This window comes from Streptomyces sp. NPDC079167 (assembly GCF_040686735.1).
Classification (GTDB): domain Bacteria; phylum Actinomycetota; class Actinomycetes; order Streptomycetales; family Streptomycetaceae; genus Streptomyces.
Window position 1 is genome coordinate 153,833 of the sequence record NZ_JBFBLO010000007.1, and the last position, 18,676, is coordinate 172,508.

The 18,676-nt window shown below is 72.7% G+C and carries 18 protein-coding genes; 13 read left to right on the plus strand and 5 right to left on the minus strand.

Annotation, left to right across the window (positions count from 1 at the left end):
* Positions 1 to 50 precede the first annotated feature (50 nt).
* Positions 51 to 443, plus strand: a complete 393-nt coding sequence (locus AB0P41_RS16920; RefSeq protein ID WP_365932654.1) for a contact-dependent growth inhibition system immunity protein — start codon at positions 51 to 53, stop codon at positions 441 to 443.
* The gene (locus tag AB0P41_RS16925; protein ID WP_365932656.1) at positions 440 to 1,066 is read left to right on the plus strand and encodes a hypothetical protein; all 627 of its coding nucleotides are present in this window, start codon (positions 440 to 442) and stop codon (positions 1,064 to 1,066) included. The genes AB0P41_RS16920 and AB0P41_RS16925 overlap by 4 nt, the downstream gene beginning before the upstream one ends.
* A gap of 14 nt (positions 1,067 to 1,080) precedes the next feature.
* Here the strand turns inward: AB0P41_RS16925 and AB0P41_RS16930 are convergent, their stop codons facing one another.
* Positions 1,081 to 1,551 (minus strand): hypothetical protein, encoded by a 471-nt coding sequence (locus AB0P41_RS16930; RefSeq protein ID WP_356711486.1) that lies wholly within the window; start codon positions 1,549 to 1,551, stop codon positions 1,081 to 1,083.
* Between the two features lie 347 nt (positions 1,552 to 1,898).
* On the opposite strand from AB0P41_RS16930, the gene AB0P41_RS16935 reads away from it, so the two are divergent.
* The 9 genes from AB0P41_RS16935 (at position 1,899) to AB0P41_RS16975 (ending at position 12,467) form a co-directional block, all read left to right on the plus strand.
* Entirely contained in the window at positions 1,899 to 2,618 is a 720-nt protein-coding gene (locus tag AB0P41_RS16935; protein WP_356711488.1) for an IclR family transcriptional regulator, read from the plus strand.
* A 306-nt stretch (positions 2,619 to 2,924) separates the two neighbouring features.
* A complete protein-coding gene (locus AB0P41_RS16940) occupies positions 2,925 to 4,682 on the plus strand; it encodes a hypothetical protein (protein WP_365932658.1) in 1,758 nt (585 codons plus the stop codon).
* Positions 4,679 to 5,533 carry a hypothetical protein gene (locus AB0P41_RS16945; protein WP_365932659.1) on the plus strand — a complete coding sequence of 285 codons (855 nt, stop codon included), beginning with the start codon at positions 4,679 to 4,681 and terminating at the stop codon, positions 5,531 to 5,533. The genes AB0P41_RS16940 and AB0P41_RS16945 overlap by 4 nt, the downstream gene beginning before the upstream one ends.
* Positions 5,530 to 6,540 (plus strand): membrane dipeptidase, encoded by a 1,011-nt coding sequence (locus tag AB0P41_RS16950; protein ID WP_356711494.1) that lies wholly within the window; start codon positions 5,530 to 5,532, stop codon positions 6,538 to 6,540. Before AB0P41_RS16945 ends, AB0P41_RS16950 begins: the two co-directional genes overlap by 4 nt.
* 169 nt (positions 6,541 to 6,709) lie before the next feature.
* On the plus strand, positions 6,710 to 8,338 hold the full coding sequence (locus AB0P41_RS16955) for an ABC transporter substrate-binding protein (protein WP_365932660.1): 1,629 nt from the start codon (positions 6,710 to 6,712) through the stop codon (positions 8,336 to 8,338).
* A 4-nt stretch (positions 8,339 to 8,342) separates the two neighbouring features.
* A complete protein-coding gene (locus AB0P41_RS16960; protein ID WP_356711498.1) occupies positions 8,343 to 9,464 on the plus strand; it encodes an ABC transporter permease in 1,122 nt (373 codons plus the stop codon).
* A complete protein-coding gene (locus AB0P41_RS16965) occupies positions 9,461 to 10,348 on the plus strand; it encodes an ABC transporter permease (RefSeq protein ID WP_356711500.1) in 888 nt (295 codons plus the stop codon). Before AB0P41_RS16960 ends, AB0P41_RS16965 begins: the two co-directional genes overlap by 4 nt.
* The gene (locus tag AB0P41_RS16970) at positions 10,348 to 11,487 is read left to right on the plus strand and encodes an ABC transporter ATP-binding protein (RefSeq protein ID WP_365932663.1); all 1,140 of its coding nucleotides are present in this window, start codon (positions 10,348 to 10,350) and stop codon (positions 11,485 to 11,487) included. Before AB0P41_RS16965 ends, AB0P41_RS16970 begins: the two co-directional genes overlap by 1 nt.
* A complete protein-coding gene (locus AB0P41_RS16975; RefSeq protein WP_365932664.1) occupies positions 11,484 to 12,467 on the plus strand; it encodes an ABC transporter ATP-binding protein in 984 nt (327 codons plus the stop codon). Before AB0P41_RS16970 ends, AB0P41_RS16975 begins: the two co-directional genes overlap by 4 nt.
* An 84-nt stretch (positions 12,468 to 12,551) precedes the next feature.
* On the opposite strand, the gene trxA is transcribed toward AB0P41_RS16975, so the two are convergent.
* The 4 genes from trxA to AB0P41_RS16995 all read right to left on the minus strand — a co-directional run bounded on the left by trxA (position 12,552) and on the right by AB0P41_RS16995 (position 16,192).
* Entirely contained in the window at positions 12,552 to 12,899 is a 348-nt protein-coding gene (gene trxA / locus AB0P41_RS16980; RefSeq protein WP_356711506.1) for a thioredoxin, read from the minus strand.
* Complete coding sequence (locus tag AB0P41_RS16985) at positions 12,896 to 13,315, minus strand: MerR family transcriptional regulator (protein ID WP_356711508.1); 420 nt, start codon at positions 13,313 to 13,315, stop codon at positions 12,896 to 12,898. The genes trxA and AB0P41_RS16985 overlap by 4 nt, the downstream gene beginning before the upstream one ends.
* Before the next feature lie 144 nt (positions 13,316 to 13,459).
* Positions 13,460 to 14,674, minus strand: a complete 1,215-nt coding sequence (locus tag AB0P41_RS16990) for a hypothetical protein (RefSeq protein ID WP_365932666.1) — start codon at positions 14,672 to 14,674, stop codon at positions 13,460 to 13,462.
* A 153-nt stretch (positions 14,675 to 14,827) separates the two neighbouring features.
* A complete protein-coding gene (locus tag AB0P41_RS16995) occupies positions 14,828 to 16,192 on the minus strand; it encodes a cation:dicarboxylase symporter family transporter (protein WP_356711512.1) in 1,365 nt (454 codons plus the stop codon).
* A gap of 154 nt (positions 16,193 to 16,346) precedes the next feature.
* Here AB0P41_RS16995 and AB0P41_RS17000 point away from each other — a divergent pair, with 154 nt between their 5' ends.
* Positions 16,347 to 18,005, plus strand: a complete 1,659-nt coding sequence (locus AB0P41_RS17000) for a sensor histidine kinase (RefSeq protein ID WP_356711514.1) — start codon at positions 16,347 to 16,349, stop codon at positions 18,003 to 18,005.
* On the plus strand, positions 18,002 to 18,676 hold the full coding sequence (locus AB0P41_RS17005; protein ID WP_356711515.1) for a response regulator: 675 nt from the start codon (positions 18,002 to 18,004) through the stop codon (positions 18,674 to 18,676). Before AB0P41_RS17000 ends, AB0P41_RS17005 begins: the two co-directional genes overlap by 4 nt.

An 18,676-nucleotide genomic window follows, 5' to 3' on the forward strand; every position in this document is an offset into this window, starting at 1 on the left:
GCGCCCTCCGCGGGCCCGGTGGGAAGACGGCCGGGCCGACGTTCCCCGCCGTGCACGAGCGCACCCTGGAGCAGCTTGAGGGCGCCGTGTGGCCGGACCCGCCACCTCGTTCGACCGGGCTCGCCAGGGCCGTGCACGCCCTACGCCGCCGTCCGGTCGGCGAACTCACTCCGCACGAGCCGGCCCGTCTCATCGGTCAGCAGGTCAGCCTGCCGTGGCTTCTTCCATCGGCCGTGCGTCACCTGCACGAAACAGCGCCCGGACAGGCGACGGGCGGTTTCTACGACGACGATCTGCTCACGGCGGTCCTCGCGGTGAGCCCGGAGATCTGGTCGGCCGAGCCGGAACTTGCCCGCGGGCTCAGGGACGCTCTCGGGTCGCTGGCCGACCTCGGCCCGCACTTGACCGAGGCGGCGGAAGATTTCCTCCGGGCGAACCCGTGACACGCCCCGGTGAAGCGCCACCGCACGCCCGGGTGCGCTGCACGCTGCAGATCTACGAAGTCGAGTACGGCGACGATCACGGAGGCGTCTGCGTGGTGCGGTGCCTCGGCGGAGTCGTCCGGACCGGTCAGGTGTTCCTCGCCCCCACCGCCACCACGGAGCCCGCGCCCGCTGTCACCCTCACCACAACGAGGATCGAGTGCTACGGCCGCGAGGTCCCGTTCCTGGACCCTCCCCACACCGCTCGCGTCACGCTCTCCGGAGGGCCGGTCGCCGGCCTCGCGAGGGGAACGGTCCTCTCGGCTGCCCTGTGGCCCGTCGGCCCGCCGGTCTCCTCAGCGCTGGTGAACGACCAGGAGGCCGACGTCACCGTGACCGCGGTGGCACCGGTCGGTTCCGCGGTGGAGGTGGCCGGGGTCGCCGTCCCCGGCTTCATCGACCAGGCGAAGCACCCCTCGTGGTGGTCCGAGGAGGTGCCGCCGCCACGGGTCGGCGACCAGCTGCGGGTGGTCGTGCTGGACGATTCGCGGAGCCCGGTGCGCCTCAGCGCCCTCCGGTCCGACATCGGGATCGCGCGCGGACGTCGCGAGACCGCCGCCGCGCACCCCGCACCCCCTGACTGAGCGCGTCCCCCTGCCTACTTGAGCGTGTACGAGCAGGGCTTGCCCGTCTTGCCGCCCTTGTTCTCGACGACCGTCCTACCGTCGACGGTGATGGAACACCCCGCCGCGACGAGCATCCCGTCGGCCGCGGTCGTGTTGCCCGGCGTCACGAGCACCAGCCGGCCGACCTCTCGCTCCGCGCCCCGCGGGGCGATGGTGGCCGTCTTCGTCCACGGCAGTTCCACCTCCGCGAAGTCCGAGTCGTCGAGGGTGTACATGACGGTGCTCTTGCCCGTCCCCTCGACCTTGATCGTCACCTCGTGCGAGGCGCCTTCCGCGACGGCGCCGCCGCCGGCCTCCTCCGACTTCGCGGGCTCCTGAGCGGCGGGGCTGCTCCCCTTGCCCGTGTCGGCGGGCTTCTCCGCGTCACCCCCGCAGCCGGTCAGCAGAGCGGCCGCCAGTACGAAGGCCGTCGCCGTGAGCGTCTTGCGCATTGCTTCCCCCATGATCGGTTTCCCCCCGGCGCGCTCGACACGCCCCGGGTCCGGGAAGATCGTAGTCAGCCGCGCCACCAGGCCTCCCGACGGCCTCGGCCGAAGGCACGAGGTGATGCGCGCCCCACGACGTCTCCGTATGGAAGACAGGTGTAGATGGCGTGCCGGACCCGCCGGATCCTCATATTCGCAAGCCGGGCGGGCTTGTGGGGATGAAATCGAAGGCACAGGCAGGTGAACAGAGCATCTGATGGGGTGTCTGTTGTTTTTCTTCGGACAGCCATTGACGGCCCGCCGAGCTCGGTGTTTTAGTGACGCATCCCGATCGGAGACAGTGTCCTCTTATAGGAGACAGCGCATTGGCCACCCAGATTCTCACCTCCTCGCTCAAGACGCTGGAGGTCCTCGCCGCCCTCGCCGACGAGCCGCAGGGCGTGGGGGTCTCGGAGCTGGCACGTCGTACGGGCGGCAGCCGGGGCTATGTGCACCGGCAGCTGGTGACCCTGTGCGCGGGTGGGTGGGCCGAGCAGGCGGAGGACGGGACCTACCGGCTCAGCCTCCGGGTCTCCCGGCTCTCCGACGCCGCGTTCGCCCAGGCCGGGCTCGGCCACCGCGCCACCGCCGCGATGGAGGAACTGGCCGCCCTGGTCGACGAGACCGTGTCCCTGGCCGTCCTCGACGGCGACTCGGCGCGGATCGTGCAGCGGGTCGAGGTGGACCGGCTGCTGCGCGTCGACTCCCGGATCGAGGCACGGATGCCGATCTCCGACACCGCCTCCGGCCGGGTGCTCACCGCCTGGGCACTGCCGCACGATCTCGCAGCGCTGCGGGAGGCGGGCGTGTCCACCGCCGGTGACGCGGAGTTGGAGCACATCCGGGAGATCGGTTACGCGATCTCGCTGCCGAACCGGCTGGAGCCGACGGTCGCCGTGGCGGCCCCCGTGTTCGACGCGAGGCGCCGGGTGATGGCGGCTCTGTCGGTGGTCGGCCCCATGGTCCGCTTCGACGCCGAGGCGGCTGCCGGTGACGCCGTGGCCTGCGCGGCACGCGTCACCAAGATCGTCTCCGGGAGCAGGTGACCGCCGCCGTCCGACCCACCGCTGCCAGGCCCTGATCCCCTGCTCCCGTAGTTCCGGCCCTCGTCCGCCCGGACCCGGCCGCCCACGGCTCCCCGGCGCCGCCGCCCCCGACCGGGGCGTGCCCCGCCGCGCCGCCAGCCTCGTGCACCACCTCTCGACCGGACCTCACCCCCTGCCGGCCGCGCCCCCGTACCTCCGCATGCCTGGCTCCGGGCTGTCCTCCGCCCTGCCCCGGAGCCTCCCCCTCGCCTCAAGAAGCCGGATCACCGGCACCGCACAGCGTGACCCGCACGAAAGGAACCATCCGTGGCACCACAGCCCAGTCCGGCCGGGCCCTCCGGCCGGCCGGCCGCCGAGATCATGACCTCGACCGCTCTCGCCTCCCTGCAGGCCGGGCGCCTCTCGTCGGCCCGATCCCTGGTCAACCGGATGCTCCGTGAGGGCTGGCGCGTCGAGCGCCGCTCACTGACCGTCGAGGCGGACGGCAGCGGCGAGGCGGTCTACCGCGTCCACACCGCGGACCGGGTGATGGACTTCGTGGCCTTCGCCTTCCCCCCGTCGTCGCAGGAGCGCACCCTGCGCATCTTCGACCTCGGCTGGGACATGATGGGCGCCCTCCTCGACGGTCCCGCCACGGCCGAGGACGTCGAGCACACCCGCAACGAGATGCCCCGCCTCTACCACGGCCGCGCCACCGCGCACACGCTCACCTGGTGCCGGGCCAACCGTTCGCTGCGCGTCTTCGAGCACGTCGTGGAGGCGCTGGCCGCCGGCCGGCAGCCCGACACCGTCGCGCTCGCCCGCGTCGGGTATCTGATGCGCAACATCGGCCTCGACGGCAACGGCACCTTCGGCACCCGTACGTTCCTCGCGTACGGCGACGACCACCCGCTCGCGGTGCCGTACCACGCCCAGTTGCTGTCCGCCTACCTGATGCGTGAGCTGAGCGCGGACCTGGTCGAGGCGCTGGCCGCCCGCCGTTCGAAGACGGCCGTGGCCCTGGATCCGCAGGTGCGCCGCTTCCTCGGCGTCGGCAACAGCTCCGCGCTCGGCCTGGTCCTGTGGGTCGGCAACCACCCGGTGCTGGTGGACCGTTGGATCTCGCTGCGCGAGCAGGCCCTCGCCCACGCCCGTGGTCTCGCGGCGGCGCCCGGCTCCGGTGTGGCGGACACGCTGGTCGCCCTGCTGGAGCGGGCCGCTCGCTACCAGAGCGAAGACGTCAACGAGTACACCTGCTTCACTCCCGCCGCACGGATCGTCTCCGACCTTCGCCGTGTCCTCGACGCGGTACCCGTACGCGCCGCGGCGGCCGGGGCGGACGGCCGGGTGCCGACGGTGGCCGAACTGGTCGACGGTGTCGAGGGCGTCTGCGACGAGGCCGCCGAGGTGGTCAACTCGGTGCTCACCGAGCTGGATCCGGCGGAGTCGGACCGGCTGGCGGCCGGGCTCACGGTCAACGAGACGTTCCGGCGGGACGGTTCGATGTCCGCCGGTGAGCTGCGCGCCCTGCTCGCCGACCGGTACGCCTGGGCGCTCGCCGTCGACCGGACGGCGCCGGGCGCGGTCGCCAACACCTGGTACAAGTCCCGGTCCGCGGAGGAGCCCCGGTGCGGCGCCACCGCCGAACTGCCCGAGGGCACCGTCGATCTCACCGTTGACGTCCCCGGCATGGTCCAGCACCTCGACGGCGTACTCGCCGCCGAGGACCCCGCCCTGCCCGTCGGACGCCTGCTCGCCCGCCGGCCCGGCCTGCGGGGAGCCGTCGAGCGCCTCCAGTCCCTCGCCGGACACGCGTACGCCGTACCGCACACCAACATCCGTGACGCCGACTTCGTGCCCGCGCGGATCATCCGCCTGGCGAACGCCGCCCTCTACGGCCTGGAACGCACCAAGGACTACCTCGGCCGTGACCTGCGCGGCGTGATCTTCCAGGGCGCCCCCACCGCGGCCGACCTGGGAGGTGCCGGCACCGGCCCGTGGTTCTGGCCCGCCGTGCCGCGCCCCGCCGGCACCGTCGTCCTCGACCCGTCCGCACCCGCCCCCTCGAACGGAGCCGCCCGATGACCTCCGCCACGCTCACCAGCGGCCCCGGGAGCGACGGCGCCGCCGACCGCCTCGGCCGCACCTGGCAGAACGCCTCCGACGCCGAGACCCTCCGCCTGTCGTTGCGCGAACTGCGGCTCATCACCGAGCGCCTGCTCCAGGCCCAGGGCCTCGCCCTCGGCGCCGTACCCGCCGTGCGCGACCTGGTGCTGCACGCCCAGGCCGCCGGGCTGCCCGCGCTGCGGTTCCTCGCCGAGGGGCTCAGCGCCGCCGACCGTGCCGGTTCGGGCCGGGTGGAGATCGCCGCCGAGGCCCCGGGCACGCTCGTGGCCGACTGCCTCGGACAGAGCGCCCTCGTCGTGGCCCCCGCGCTGCTCGACCTGCTCCAGGCCGAGCCCGGCGAGCGGGTCACCCTGTGGGCGGGGCGCGTCGAGCGCGCCGGACTCGCCGCCGTGCTGGAGCACCAGGGCACCGACCGGGGTGTGGTCCTCACGGTGACACCGACGACTTCGGACGCCGCACAGGCGGCCGGGCTGCCCCCGCTGCCCGAGGGCCTGGCAGGTGAGAGCGTACTCCTCGTCATGGAGCGCCGCGCCCCCGAGCTGCCCGACGACCCCGAGCTGTTGCGTCTCCTGCCGCTCGTGGGCTCGCTGCCCGCCGCCCGCGCGGTACACACCGGGGTGGAGGCCCCTGCCGCTCTGTGGTGGTCGCTGTTCGAGGACTCCGCACGTGCGCTGGCCACGGAGTCGGTGACCTCTCTCAAGCACGCGGGCGCCACCGCCGTCGACGAGAACGGCGTGATCGAACCCGACCTCACCGACGACGTTGACTTCGTCGGCGGCACGGCCACGAACAACGAGGAGCAGCGATGAACATCGACGGACTCGAGTGCGGCGTCTTCAACCGGACGGTCTTCGAGGAGCTGCGCGCCGGGCGCGTGGACTGCGTGACCAACACCATCGCGTTCTGGGAGAACGCGGCCGAGACCATGCAGGCCCTCGCCGACTGGTACGGCATGGAGCGCGACAACGCCGATCTCATACGGATCGCGTACTCCACGGCCGACATCGAGGCGGCTGCGGCCGAGGGCCGTACCGCCGTCCTCATGGGGACCCAGAACGCGTCCCCGATCGAGGACCGGCTCGACCACATCGAGCTGTTCGCCCGCATGGGCCTGCGGGTCATGCAGCTCACCTACAACATCCAGAACACCCTGGGCGCGAGCTGCTACGAGACCACCGACGCCGGCCTGACCCGCTTCGGCCGCAACGCCGTCGAGGAGATGAACCGCTGCGGCGTCGTCGTCGACTGCTCTCACGTCGGCGACCGGACCTCGTACGACGCGATCCACGCCTCGGCCGTGCCGGTGGCGATCAATCACGCCAATCCGCGCGAGTTCTTCGACCACGCCCGCAACAAGCGGCCCGAGGTCATCGACGCACTCGCGGAGCGGGGCGGGGTTCTCGGCCTGACGATGTATCCGAACATCGCCGGTGAGTGGAGCGAGAGCGTCGAGAGCTGGTGCGAGCTGGTCGCCCGCACGGTGGAGCGGATCGGCGTCGATCACGTCGGTGTCGGTTCCGACCTCGGGCGCTTCCTCACCGAGGAGCACATGGTGGAGATGCGCAAGGGCCACTGGACGCGGGGCCCCGAGTACGGGGCGGGCAAGCCCGGCCAGTCGCCTGTCGTGCCCGACCCGGAGTGGTTCGAGACGGCGGCCCAGTTCGGCAACATCCCCGACGGGCTGGCCAAGGCCGGCTTCTCACCCGCCGAGGTCGAGAAGCTGTGCGGCGGCAACTGGCTGCGCCTGTACCGGCAGACCATCGACGTGGACCTCCGGGGCGGCCCGCCGGCCGTACCCGTGACCGCCTCGGCCTGACCGCCTCGGCCCGGCGCGGTCCCGGACCCCGCCGGGCCGTGGCCGGGCCCGTACGCCGAGGGCACCCGCAACCCGCCGAACGCACCCGGTGCGAGCCACGCCCCGGGACGCCACCAGGAGTGACTTCCCCGACTCCTCCCCCTGCCGTCTCTCCGAGCGGAGACCCCCGATGCCCCCTCGCTCCCTGCCGCCCCGGCCCCGGCGGCGCCCCCTCGCCGCCCTCGCTCTGGCCGCCGCCCTGACCGCCTCGCTCACCTCCTGCGCGACCGCGGGTGTGTCCGTCGAGGCCGCACGCCACACCCTCGTCGTCGACACGGCGTTCAACGCCAAGTCCATCGACCCGGCGCGTGTCTACCAGCCCACCGACTACCTCGTCGACCACGCGCTGTACGAGACGCTGACCACCTACCGGGGTGACGACCTCCGCACCCCGGTGCCCGGTCTGGCCGCGTCCTGGTCCGACTCCGGGGACGGACAGTCCTGGACGTTCACCCTGCGGGAGGACGCCCGCTTCTCCGACGGCACCCCCGTCGAGGCGAGCGACGTCGTCTTCTCCTTCGACCGGCTGCGTCACGTCGAGGCCAGCCCGGCCTATCTGATGGCCGGGATCACCGTGGAGGCCGAGGGCGCACACACCGTCGTCCTCACCACCGAGACACCCCGCGCCGACGTGCCCGCCATGCTCGCCACCCCGCAGTTCGGGGTGCTCAACGCCGACGCGGTGCGCGCGCACGGCGGCACCGACGCGGAGGACGCGGTCACCGAGGACAAGGCGGAGACCTGGCTGAACACGGCGTCGGCGGGCTCCGGTCCGTACCGGCTGAAGAGTTACAGCAACTCCTCGCAGATCGTCCTGGAGGCCAACCCGGAGTACGCCGGTGACGCACCGGCGTACCCCAGGGTGATCATCCGGAACGTGCCGTCGGCGCAGCAGCAGCTGCTCGGGGTGCAGTCCGGTGACTCGCAGATCGCCCTCGACATCTCGGCGCTGCAGACCAAGGGCCTGCACGGCGACAACCTCACGGTCGACAACAGCCGGGCGGCCGAGGTGCTCTACCTCGCGGTCAGCCGCGCGAAGAACCTCCCCACCGCCTCCGACGACGTGCGGAAGGCGATCGGGCTCGGCATCGACCACGAGGGCCTCGTCGAGATCGCCGGGCCGGGTTCCTCCCAGGCCACCGGCATCCTGCCGACCGTCTTCACCGGGGGTCTCGGCAAGGCGGACGCCACCGCGTACGACCCCGGGGCGGCCCGCGCCCTCGTCGAGAAGGCCAAGAAGGAACAGGGTCTGCGGAAGATCGAGCTGACCCTCGACTACGCCAGTGACTACCACCGGCTGGCCGGCCTCGACTACGGCGTGATCGCCCAGCGCATCCAGAGCGACCTGGGGAAGATCGGCATCACGGTGACGCTCCGGCCCTCGCCGACGTCGACGTCCCTTCAGCGGTACGTGGACGGTGAGACTCAACTCGCCCTGTGGTCCTACCCCCCGGACTACCTCGACCCGCAGAACGTCCTCGGCTTCGCGCCCGGCGACTTCCTCTCCAAGCGGGTGCACTGGCCCGCGAAGGACGCCCCCGGGCTCGCCGCCCTCACGGAGAAGGCGTACGGCTCGGTCGACGAGAAGGACCGGCTCACCGCGTACACGGCCTGGAACCGGGCGATGAACGAGGACGGCCCCTTCGTCCCGCTGCTGGAGCCGAACTTCGTCACCGTCGCCTCGTCCGAGGTCACCGGACTGGTCCGCAACCCGCTCTACTACCTCGATCTGGCCACGCTCGGCCGCTCGGAGGGGTGAACTCATGACCGACACCGCCCCCGGCACGGCCCTCGCCGGACCGGCCCCCGCACCGGCGGGCCCGCCGGACCCCGCGAAGGACGCTCCCCGTGCCCGCCGCAGGATGCCGCCCCTGGCGGCGTACGCGGTGCGCCGCGTCGCGTCCTCGGTGCTGATCGTCCTGGGCGTCACCCTGGTGACCTTCCTGCTCAGCTCCGTCGTACCGGCGGACCCCGCCACGGCCAACCTCGGCCAGCGCGCGCTCGACGACCCCGAGATCGTCGCCCGCTACCGAGCCGATCAGGGCCTCGACCGGTCGTTGCCCGTGCAGTACGCCTCCTACCTCGGCAATCTGATCACCGGAGACCTCGGCACCTCGCAGCAGACGCAGCGCCCGGTCCTGGACGACCTCGCCGAGAAGCTGCCCGCCACCCTCGAACTGGTCGTCGTCGCCACCGTGATGGCCCTCGTCGTCGGTGTGCTGTTCGGCGTACTCGCGGCGAAGGGACGCGGTGGCCGCCTCGACCGGATCGCCCGCACCCTGTCGCTCACCGGGGTCTCCCTGCCGACCTTCTGGATCGGCATGGTCGCCGCCGTGCTGTTCGTCAAGAACCTCGGCATCCTGCCCGGTTCCGGGCGACTCGCCCCCGCCCTCGACCCACCGGCCCAGATCACCGGCTTCTACACGGCCGACGCGCTCCTGGCCGGGGACCTGGACGCCTTCGCCTCGGCGTCCGCCCATCTCGTCCTGCCGGCATCGGTCCTGGCCCTGTCCGTCATCGGCATGGTGCTGCGCTTCACCCGCAGCGCCGTACTCGAAGCGCTCTCCTCCGACTTCGTGAAGGCCGGGCGCGCCAAGGGACTCCGGGCGCGCGCTGTCCTGTGGGGCTATGCGGTGCGCTCGGCGTCCGGCCAGCTGATCACCGCCACCACCCTCTCCTTCAGCCTGCTGCTCGCGGCGACCGTCTACATCGAGCAGCAGTTCTCCTGGAACGGCATCGGCCAGTACGCCTTCCGCAGCTCGACCAACCTCGACCTGCCCGCCGTGATGGGCGTATCCATCCTCATCGCCCTGGTCTTCGTCGTGGTCAACCTGGTCGCCGACCTGCTGTACGCCGCCTTCGACCCGAGGATCCGCCTGTCATGACCGCCACCCTCACCCCGGTCACCGCACCGGGCCTCCGTACGGGCCGGGTGGCCGGCGCCTGGCGATGGGCACGCCGCAACCCGGCCCAGGGCGCCGCCGTCGGCGTGCTGCTCCTGTGGCTGCTCGTCATCGTCCTCGCCCCCGTGCTCGCACCGTACGACCCCCTCGACCAGAGCGCGGTGCCCCTCGAAGGCGCGTCGTCCGCACACTGGCTGGGGACCGACCCCGCCGGGCGCGACGTGCTCTCCCGGGTCCTGTACGGCGCCCGGCTCTCCGTCCCGGTCGGGCTGCTGCTCATCACCGCGACCGCCGTGATCGGCACGGTCGTCGGTCTCGTCGCCGGCTTCTTCGGCGGCTGGGTCGACGAGGTCCTGATGCGGATCACCGACGTGGTCTTCGCCTTCCCCGTGATCATCCTGGCGATGGCGGTGGCCGCCTCGCTCGGCCCGTCCCTGCCCAACTCCGTCCTCGCGGGCGCCCTCGTCTGGTGGCCCGGGTACGCGCGCACCGTGCGCTCCACCGTGCTCTCGCTGCGCGAGTCGGACTTCGTGCACGCCAACCGGCTCGCCGGGGTCGGCTCGGTCCGCTCGATCCTCGTGGACCTGCTGCCCGGCGTCGCCGGCTCGCTGCTCGTGCTCGCCATGCTGGACGTCGGCGGCGCGATCCTGCTGCTCGCCGGGCTGTCCTTCCTGGGGCTCGGCGCCAGGCCGCCGGCCGCCGAGTGGGGATCGATGATCTCCGAGGCGTCGCAGTACTTCAACCAGTGGTGGCTCGCCGTCGTCCCCGGCCTCGCCATCGTCACGGTCGTGGTCGCCTTCAACGTCCTCGGCGACGCCCTGCGCGACCGGCTCGACCCCAAGCTCTCGACGGCTGGAGAACGATGATGAGTGGGGACAACGTCCTCGGCGCGCGCACCCCCCTGGATTCCCGCGCGGGTACGGGCACGGCCCGCACCGGTACGACTGATCCCGGTACGGCAGTGGAACCTCTGCTGCGCGTACGGGACCTGACGGTCACCCTGCCCCGCGCCGGACGGGACATCCGGCTCGTCGACGGCGTCGGTCTCGACGTCCGTCCCGGCGAGGTGCTCGGCATCGCCGGGGAGTCCGGCAGCGGCAAGACCGTGACCGGCATGACCCTGGTCGGCCTCGGCCCCGACCGGGCCTCCGTCACCGGCTCGGTCCGCTTCGACGGACGGGAGCTGGTCGGGCTCCCCGACAAGGAGTGGGAACGCGTACGCGGCCGGGACATCGCGGTCGTCTTCCAGGACCCGTCCTCCGCGCTGCACCCGATGCTCACGGTCGGCCGGCAGATCACCGACCATGTCCGCCGCCACCAGGGCGTCAGCCGCAAGCAGGCGGCCGCCCGCGCCGCCGAGCTCCTCGACCTGGTACGGATCCCCGGCGGGAACTCGGCAGCCGCCCGCTACCCGCACCAGTTCTCCGGCGGCATGCGTCAGCGCATCGCCATCGCCTCCGCCCTGGCCTGCGGCCCGCGCCTGCTCATCGCCGACGAGCCGACCACCGCCCTCGACGTCACCGTCCAGGCCGGGATCGTCGAACTCCTCGACGAGCTGCGGCGCGAGACGGGCATGGCCGTCGTCATGGTCACCCACGACCTCGGCGTCCTGTCCTCCGTCGCCGACCGGATCTCCGTCTTCTACTCCGGCCGCGTCATCGAGACCGGCACCGTCGGCGAGGTCATCGGCGCACCCCAGCACCCGTACACACGCGGCCTGTTGCAGGCCCTCCCGCACGCCTCGCTCGGCGAACGCTCCGCCGTCGGGCACGCCGTACCGCTGCGCCCCATCCCCGGTTCGGCCCCGGCCGCCGACGCGCCGCTACCCGGCTGCCCGTTCCACCCGCGCTGCTCGTCGGCCGTCGACGGCTGCGCCCGTACGCGCCCCGTACCGGTCAGCATCGGCCCGGCCCGTACGGTCGCCTGCGTACTGGCCGAGCCGGGCACCGCCCGCCCCGCCGACAGCCCTGCCACCGCCCCCGCCCCCGCCAGGAGGAAGGCATGACCGTGACCACCGTCCACCCGGCCGCACCACTGCTCCGCGTCGAGGACGTGGTCGTCGAGTACCCCCGTAAAGGGCTGCCCCCGATGCGCGCCCTGGCCGGGGTCGGCCTGGAGATCGCCCCCGGTGAGATAGTCGGCATCGTCGGCGAGTCCGGCTGCGGCAAGTCCACCCTGGCCCGCGCCGTCACGGGGCTGGCCGCCGCGCACACGGGCTCGGTGACCTTCGACGGCGCTCCGGTCGGCGCCGTGGGGCGGCGTCGCCGCGCCCCCGGCCTGCTGCCGCTGCAGATGGTGTTCCAGGACCCCAACGCCTCGCTCAACCCGCGGCGCACCATCGGCGCGCAGATCCAGGAAGTCGTGGTCGCCCGCGAGCGCGCGCGGGGCGTCAGGCGCGGCCGCCGCGACCCGGAGACCGCGCGCGAGGCCGTCGAGGCGTTGCGCCGGGTCGGCCTTCCGGACGGAGCCGCGGAGAAGTACCCGCACGAGTTCTCCGGCGGCCAGCGGCAGCGGGCGGCGATCGCGCGGGCGCTCGCCTCCCGCCCGAAGATGATCGTCGCGGACGAGCCGGTGTCGGCCCTCGACGCCTCCGCGCAGGCGGCGGTGGCGAATCTCCTGCGGGACCTGTCGCGCGAGGAGGGCATCGCCCTCGCGTTCATCTCGCACGACCTGGCGGTGGTCGGCGCGCTCGCCGACCGGGTGGTCGTCATGTACCTGGGCCGCGTCGTCGAGACGGGCACCGTCGAGCAGATCTTCAACACACCCCGGCACCCGTACACACAGGCCCTGCTGGCCGCCGTACCGGTACCGGACGGCACCGGCGCCCGCCCACAGGCGCTGACCGGCGAGGTCCCGGACCCCGGCAGCCCCCCGCCCGGCTGCCGCTTCCACCCGCGCTGCCCGCTGGCCGTCGACCGCTGCCGGACGGACGAGCCGGCCCTGCGGCCCGCCGCCGGCTCCGAGGCCGCCTGCTGGCTGGCCTGATCCGGTCGGTGGGAAGCTACGGACGTCCAAATCGGGACATACAGCCCCGCGAGGTGTCCGTAGCTTCCCAATGACCGGCCCTGGTCACACCGCGGCCGGGAGTACGTCCTCCAGGTCCTGGAGGAGGCGGCGCTTGGGGCGGGCACCGACCATCGACTTCACCGGTTCGCCGTCCTGGAAGACCATCAGCGTCGGCATCGACAGCACCGCGTACCGGGCGGCGATCCCCGGGTTGTGGTCCACGTCGATCTGGACCACCTTCACGCGGCCGGCCTCCTCCCGGGCGATCGCGCTGAGCACCGGGGCGAGCTGGCGGCAGGGGCCGCACCAGTCGGCGGTGAACTCGACCAGGACCGGCAGGCCGGCGGCGCTCAGGACCTCCGCGTCGAATGTGGTGTCGGTGACCTCGGCTACGCCTTCTGCGTGGATCATCGGTTCCCGTCCTCCCAGTTCAGTTCACATCGTGGTTCGGGGCCGCCGGGCACCTCGGCCGACGCCTCCAGTTCGGCGCGGGCCAGCTGTGCGCCCACCTCCGTACGGACCGACCGGAGCCGGCCGATGAGGGCGTCCAGTTCGCCGAGCTTGCGCCGGTAGACGGCCAGCGAGGCAGGGCAGGCGTCACCCGCCGGGTGGCCGGCGCGCAGGCAGTCGACGAAGGGGCGGGTCTCCTCCAGGTCGAACCCGAAGTCCTGAAGGGTCCGGATCTGCTGGATCAGCCGCAGGTCGGTGTCGTCGTACGTGCGGTAGCCGTTCTCCGCGCGGCGTGCGTGCAGCAGGCCCCGTGACTCGTAGTACCGCAGCGTCCGTGTCGTCGTTCCGGCGCGTTCGGCCAGTTCCCCGATTCGCATACCGCGACGGTAATCCTTGACGTCGGCGTCAAGGCAAGCACCGTGGGCGCCGGGAAGCAGTCGGTCGTCCGGGAACCAGTCCGTCGTCCGGGAAGCAGTCGGTCGTCCGGATTACGGTCGGCCGACGGCTGAGCGGGCCATGGCTCAGCGGGCCAGGGTGAGGAAACAGGTGTAGTAGCCCTTCACCGTCGTCTCCGTCCCGTTGCCGGGTTCCCCGTCCATGGCGACCGACACGCTCACCTCGGGCTCTCCCAGCACGCTGAACCCGTCCGCGTAACGGCCGCCGCGCCGCCAGTCCTCCGGCGCGGCGGCATCGACGCTCCGGCACTCCTCATTCGCGTAGCGGCCACCGTTCCCGACGTCCGGCTGGCCGGGGAAGACCCGGTCCACCTCCACCTGGCCCAGTACCCGGATGTCGTGCCGGTCCGCGCAGTCCACGGGCCGGACGATCTCCTCGGTGCCCAGTCCCGTGCCGCCGGTGGTCGCGCACCGGCCGGGCGTCAACGTGTCGACGGTCGCCAGCACCTCGACCGCGTCCTCGACCGGCTCGTCGTCAGCGAACGGCCTCTTCACCGGCTTGCCGAAGGCGGTGAGTTCGTACGTCGCCCGCAGCCGCTTCACCTCCGGGAGCATCCCCTGGTCGTGCAGCGCGGCCAGCACGGGTGCGAGGTCGGCGGAGGCCGAGGTCAGTCTGCCGTCGGCGTCCAGCCTCACCGTCAGCCCGACGGACTCCGTCCCCCAGGCGTCGCCGGCGCCCCGCAGGTGGCGCGGGAGGAGTTCGCCCGCGACCTCGGGCAGCAGGTCCACCCGGTAGACCCGGCTGCCGTCCGCGCGGCGCTCGGGGGCCTCCCGGGGGATCGTGCGCGGAACGAGGTCCGCGAGCGTCCCGCTGTAGGGCGCCGCGTCCCCGGCCGCGTGCCCGGCGACGTCGGCCGTGGCCTCGCCGAACCTGCTGACGGCCGCGGGGCCGTACTTCAGCCAGGCGGAGCGGCCGTGGCGGACGTAGACGTCGTCGTCCTCGGTGGCCAGCACCTGCCTGCCCTCCGGAGCTGCTCCCCTCAGGAGCCCCAAGGTGCCCTCCGGAAAGGTCCGGGGAGCGTCGAGGGCGACGTCCGCACGTGAGGTTCCCCGCCCGTAGTCCTGGCTCCCCCGCGCGCGCTGCACGGCATCACCGCCCGCCGCCCCGTAGGTCAGCGTCGACACGAAGGCCGCGGTGCCGGCCTCGCGGGTGGCGTCCGTCGCCGCCTGGAACTGCTCGGCGAGCGGCAGAGCGTAGACCGCCTCCCCCGCCGGGGCCTTCTCGCCGGCGCCGCAGCCGGCCGTGCCGACGAGGGCCGGCAGCGACAGCAGCGCGGTCAAGGCTCTTCGGCGTCGTACGGTCTTCAATGTCCCCACCCCTTGTGCCTGGTCAGGACATTGATGTTCCACACATCCGTCTCACAGCGCCAGCACGGAACGATCACGGGAAAGCGGCCGGTACGGGATTCCCGTACCGGCCGCTCCGAGCGGTCCTTACGCCTTGACGAGCGAGGGCTGCTCCTCGCCGCCGTCCCTGGCGTCCGGGACGTGCGGCTCGCCGCCGTGGGCGTCGTCCGTCATCGTCTGCTCGTCGAACGGGAGGGCGCCGGAGAGGACCTCGTCCACCCGGGCCCGGTCGATCTCCTTGGTCCAGGTGCCGACCAGCACCGTGGCCACCGCGTTGCCCGCGAAGTTGGTCAGGGCGCGGGCCTCGCTCATGAAGCGGTCGATGCCGACGATCAGTCCGACACCGTCGACCAGTTCGGGGCGGTGCGACTGGAGGCCGCCCGCGAGGGTGGCCAGGCCGGCGCCGGTGACGCCCGCCGCACCCTTCGAGGCGATCACCATGAAGACCAGCAGCGAGATCTGCTCGCCGATGGACAGCGGGTCGCCCGTCGCGTTGGCGATGAAGAGCGAGGCCATCGTGAGGTAGATCGCGGTGCCGTCGAGGTTGAAGGAGTAACCGGTCGGCACGGTGATGCCGACGACGGGCTTGCTGACGCCCATGTGCTCCATCTTCGCGATCAGCCGCGGCAGGGCCGACTCGGACGACGAGGTGGAGAGGATCAGCAGGAACTCACGGCCCAGGTACTTCAGCAGGGAGAAGATGTTGACCCCGGCCACCAGGCGCAGGATGGCGCCCAGGATCAGGAAGACGAAGAGCGCGCAGGTGACGTAGAAGCCGATCATGATGATCGCGAGGGACTTCAGCGCGTCCACGCCGGTCTCGCCGACCACCGCCGCCATCGCACCGAACGCACCGACCGGCGCCGCCCACATGATCATGGCGAGGATGCGGAAGACGAGGCGCTGGATGTGGCCGATGCCCCGCAGGACGGGTTCGCCGGCCGAGCCCATGGCCTGCAGCGCGAAGCCCGCGAGCAGGGCGATGAGCAGGGTCTGCAGGACCTCGCCCTCGGTGAAGGCCGACACCATGGTCGTGGGGATGATGCCGAGCAGGAAGTCCACGGTGGACTCGCTGTCACCCGCCTGCGCCTCACCCGCGGCGCGCGTCGCCTCCGTGATGTGGAGGCTGGAACCGGGCTCCAGAAGGTTGCCGACGACCAGGCCGATGGCCAGGGCGACGGTCGACATCACCAGGAAGTATCCGAGGGCCAGACCACCGACGGCGCCGACCTTGGCGGCCTTCCGTACGGAGCCGACCCCCAGCACGATCGTGCAGAAGATGATCGGCGAGATCATCATCTTGATGAGGTTGACGAAGCCTGTGCCGATCGGCTTCAGCTCCACGGCGAAGTCCGGAACCACCAGGCCGACCGTGATGCCGAGCACCACGGCGGCGATCACGGCGATGTAGAGATAATGGGTGCGGTCCCGTCGTGCGGCTTTCTCTGCCACGGGGGTCTCCTCGGGTATGCGGCTGCTCCCCGTCCCTGGGGGCCCCGGTGACTATTCACTTCCCTGTGACGGCCGTCACCCTTGCGTTCATATCGTTCACGGACGTTTTCGAGCCACCTTGGGCGCGCGGCCCCCGCCAGGCAGACTGTGAGGCATGCGCCTGCCCCGTACCCTTCCCCGCAGCCTGGCCGGCCAGCTCTTCGCGATGCAGGCCCTGCTCGTGGCCGCGGTGGTGGCCGGGTGCGCGTTCTTCGCGTACGCGTCGGGCCGTTCGCAGGCGGAGGAGACCGCGGCCCGCCAGGTGCGGGCGGCCGCCCTCGCCATGGCCGAATCGCCGTCGGTGCGGGAGGCGATCCGTACCCCGGATCCGTCCGCCGTACTCCAGCCCTACGCGGAGCGGGTCCGCGAGGACACCGGGATCGCGTTCGTCACGATCATGAATCCGGAGGGGGTCCGCTGGACCCACCCCGACCCCACCCAGATCGGCAGGAGCTTCATCGGGCACACCGAGCGCGCGCTGCTCGGCGAGACGTTCGAGGAGACCTACGCCGGCACCCTGGGGCCCTCGATACGGGTCGTCACGCCCGTCCGGGACGGTGACAGGATCGTCGGCCTGGTCAGCGCGGGCATCACCGTCGAGCGGGTCTCCACCCAGGTGCGGGAGCAGCTCGGGGCCCTGGGGACGGCCGCGGGCGCCGCCCTGGCGCTGGGCGCGCTCGGGACGTACGTGATCAACGCCCGGCTGCGGCGGCACACCCACGGGATGAACGCCGGGGAGCTGAGCCGGATGCACACGTATCACGAGGCCACGCTGCACGCGGTGCGCGAGGGGCTGCTCATGCTGGACGGGCAGCGCCGGGTCGCGCTGATCAACGACGCGGGCCGGGAGCTGCTGGGGCTGGCTCCGGGGTCGGTCGGGCGCGGGGTGGACGAGCTGGCGCTGCCGGCGGCGCTGACCGGGGCGCTCCTGGCGTCCGAGCCACGGGTGGACGAGGTGCACCTCACGGCGGAGCGGGTGATCGTCGTCAACACCAGCCCGGTGGTCGGCGGCGAGCGGCGCGGGACGGTCGTGACGCTGCGGGACCACACGGAGCTGCAGGCGCTGTCGGGCGAGCTCGACTCGGAGCGCGGCTTCACCCAGGCGCTGCGCTCGCAGGCGCACGAGGCGGCGAACCGGCTGCACACGGTGGTGTCGCTGATCGAGCTGGGCCGGGTCGACGAGGCGGTGGACTTCGCGACGGCGGAGCTGGAGCTGGCGCAGGTCCTCACCGACCGGGTCGTCGGTGCGGTCGCCGAGCCGGTGCTCGCCGCGCTGCTGCTCGGCAAGGCGGCGCAGGCCAACGAGCGCGGTGTGGAGCTGGTGCTCGCCGAGGACAGCCTGATCGACGACGGCGCCCTGCCGCCCTCGCTGGCGCCGCGGGATCTGGTGACGGTCCTCGGCAATCTGATCGACAACGCGGTGGACGCCGCGTCGGAGGCGGCGACGGGCCAGGCCGGCGCCCCCGTCCCCGCGCAGCGCACCGCGACGCGGGCCCTGGTCACCGTGACCGCGCGGACGGACTCCGGCGAGCTGCTGCTGCGGGTGGCGGACACGGGCGCGGGGATCGGCCCGGACGAGGCGGACGAGGTGTTCCGGCGCGGCTGGACGACCCACGGCACGGGCCGGGGCCTGGGTCTGGCGCTCGTCCGGCAGGCGGTGCACCGCAACGGCGGGACGGTGGCGCTGGGCCGGGCGGAGGGCGGCGGCGCGGAGTTCACGGTGCGGCTGCCGCTCGCCGGCCGTACGGCGACGACGGAGGTGGTGGCGCCGTGATCCGGGTGCTGGTCGTGGAGGACGATCCGGTGGCCGCGGACGCCCATCAGCTGTACGTGGGCCGGGTGCCGGGTTTCGAGGTCGCCGCCGTCGCCCACTCCCGGGCGGAGGCCGTACGGGCTCTGGACCGGACGGAGGTGGACCTGCTGCTGCTCGACCTGTACCTGCCCGACGGGCACGGGTTGCAGCTGCTGCGCTCACTGCGGGCGGCGGGGCACGGCGCGGACGTCATCGCGGTGACGTCGGCGCGCGATCTGGCGGTGGTGCGGGAGGGTGTCTCGCTCGGCGTCGTGCAGTACGTGCTCAAGCCGTTCACGTATCCCACGCTCCGGGACCGGCTCGTCCGGTACGCCGAGTTCCGTGCGGCGGCCGGTGAGGCGAGCGGCCAGGAGGAGGTGGACCGGGCTCTGGGGGCGCTGCGGGTCTCGGACCCGGCCTCGCTGCCCAAAGGGCTGAGCGGTCCCACGCTGGAGGCGGTGACGCGGGCCCTGCGGGAGGCGCCCGAGGGGGTGACCGCGGCGGCCGCCGGGGAGGAGCTGGGGATCTCCCGGATCACCGCCCGCCGCTATCTGGAGCATCTGGTGACGGTGGGCCGCGCCGTGCGGCGGCCCAGCTACGGTCAGGTCGGCCGGCCCGAGCTGCACTACCACTGGGTGGCTGAAACCCGCTGA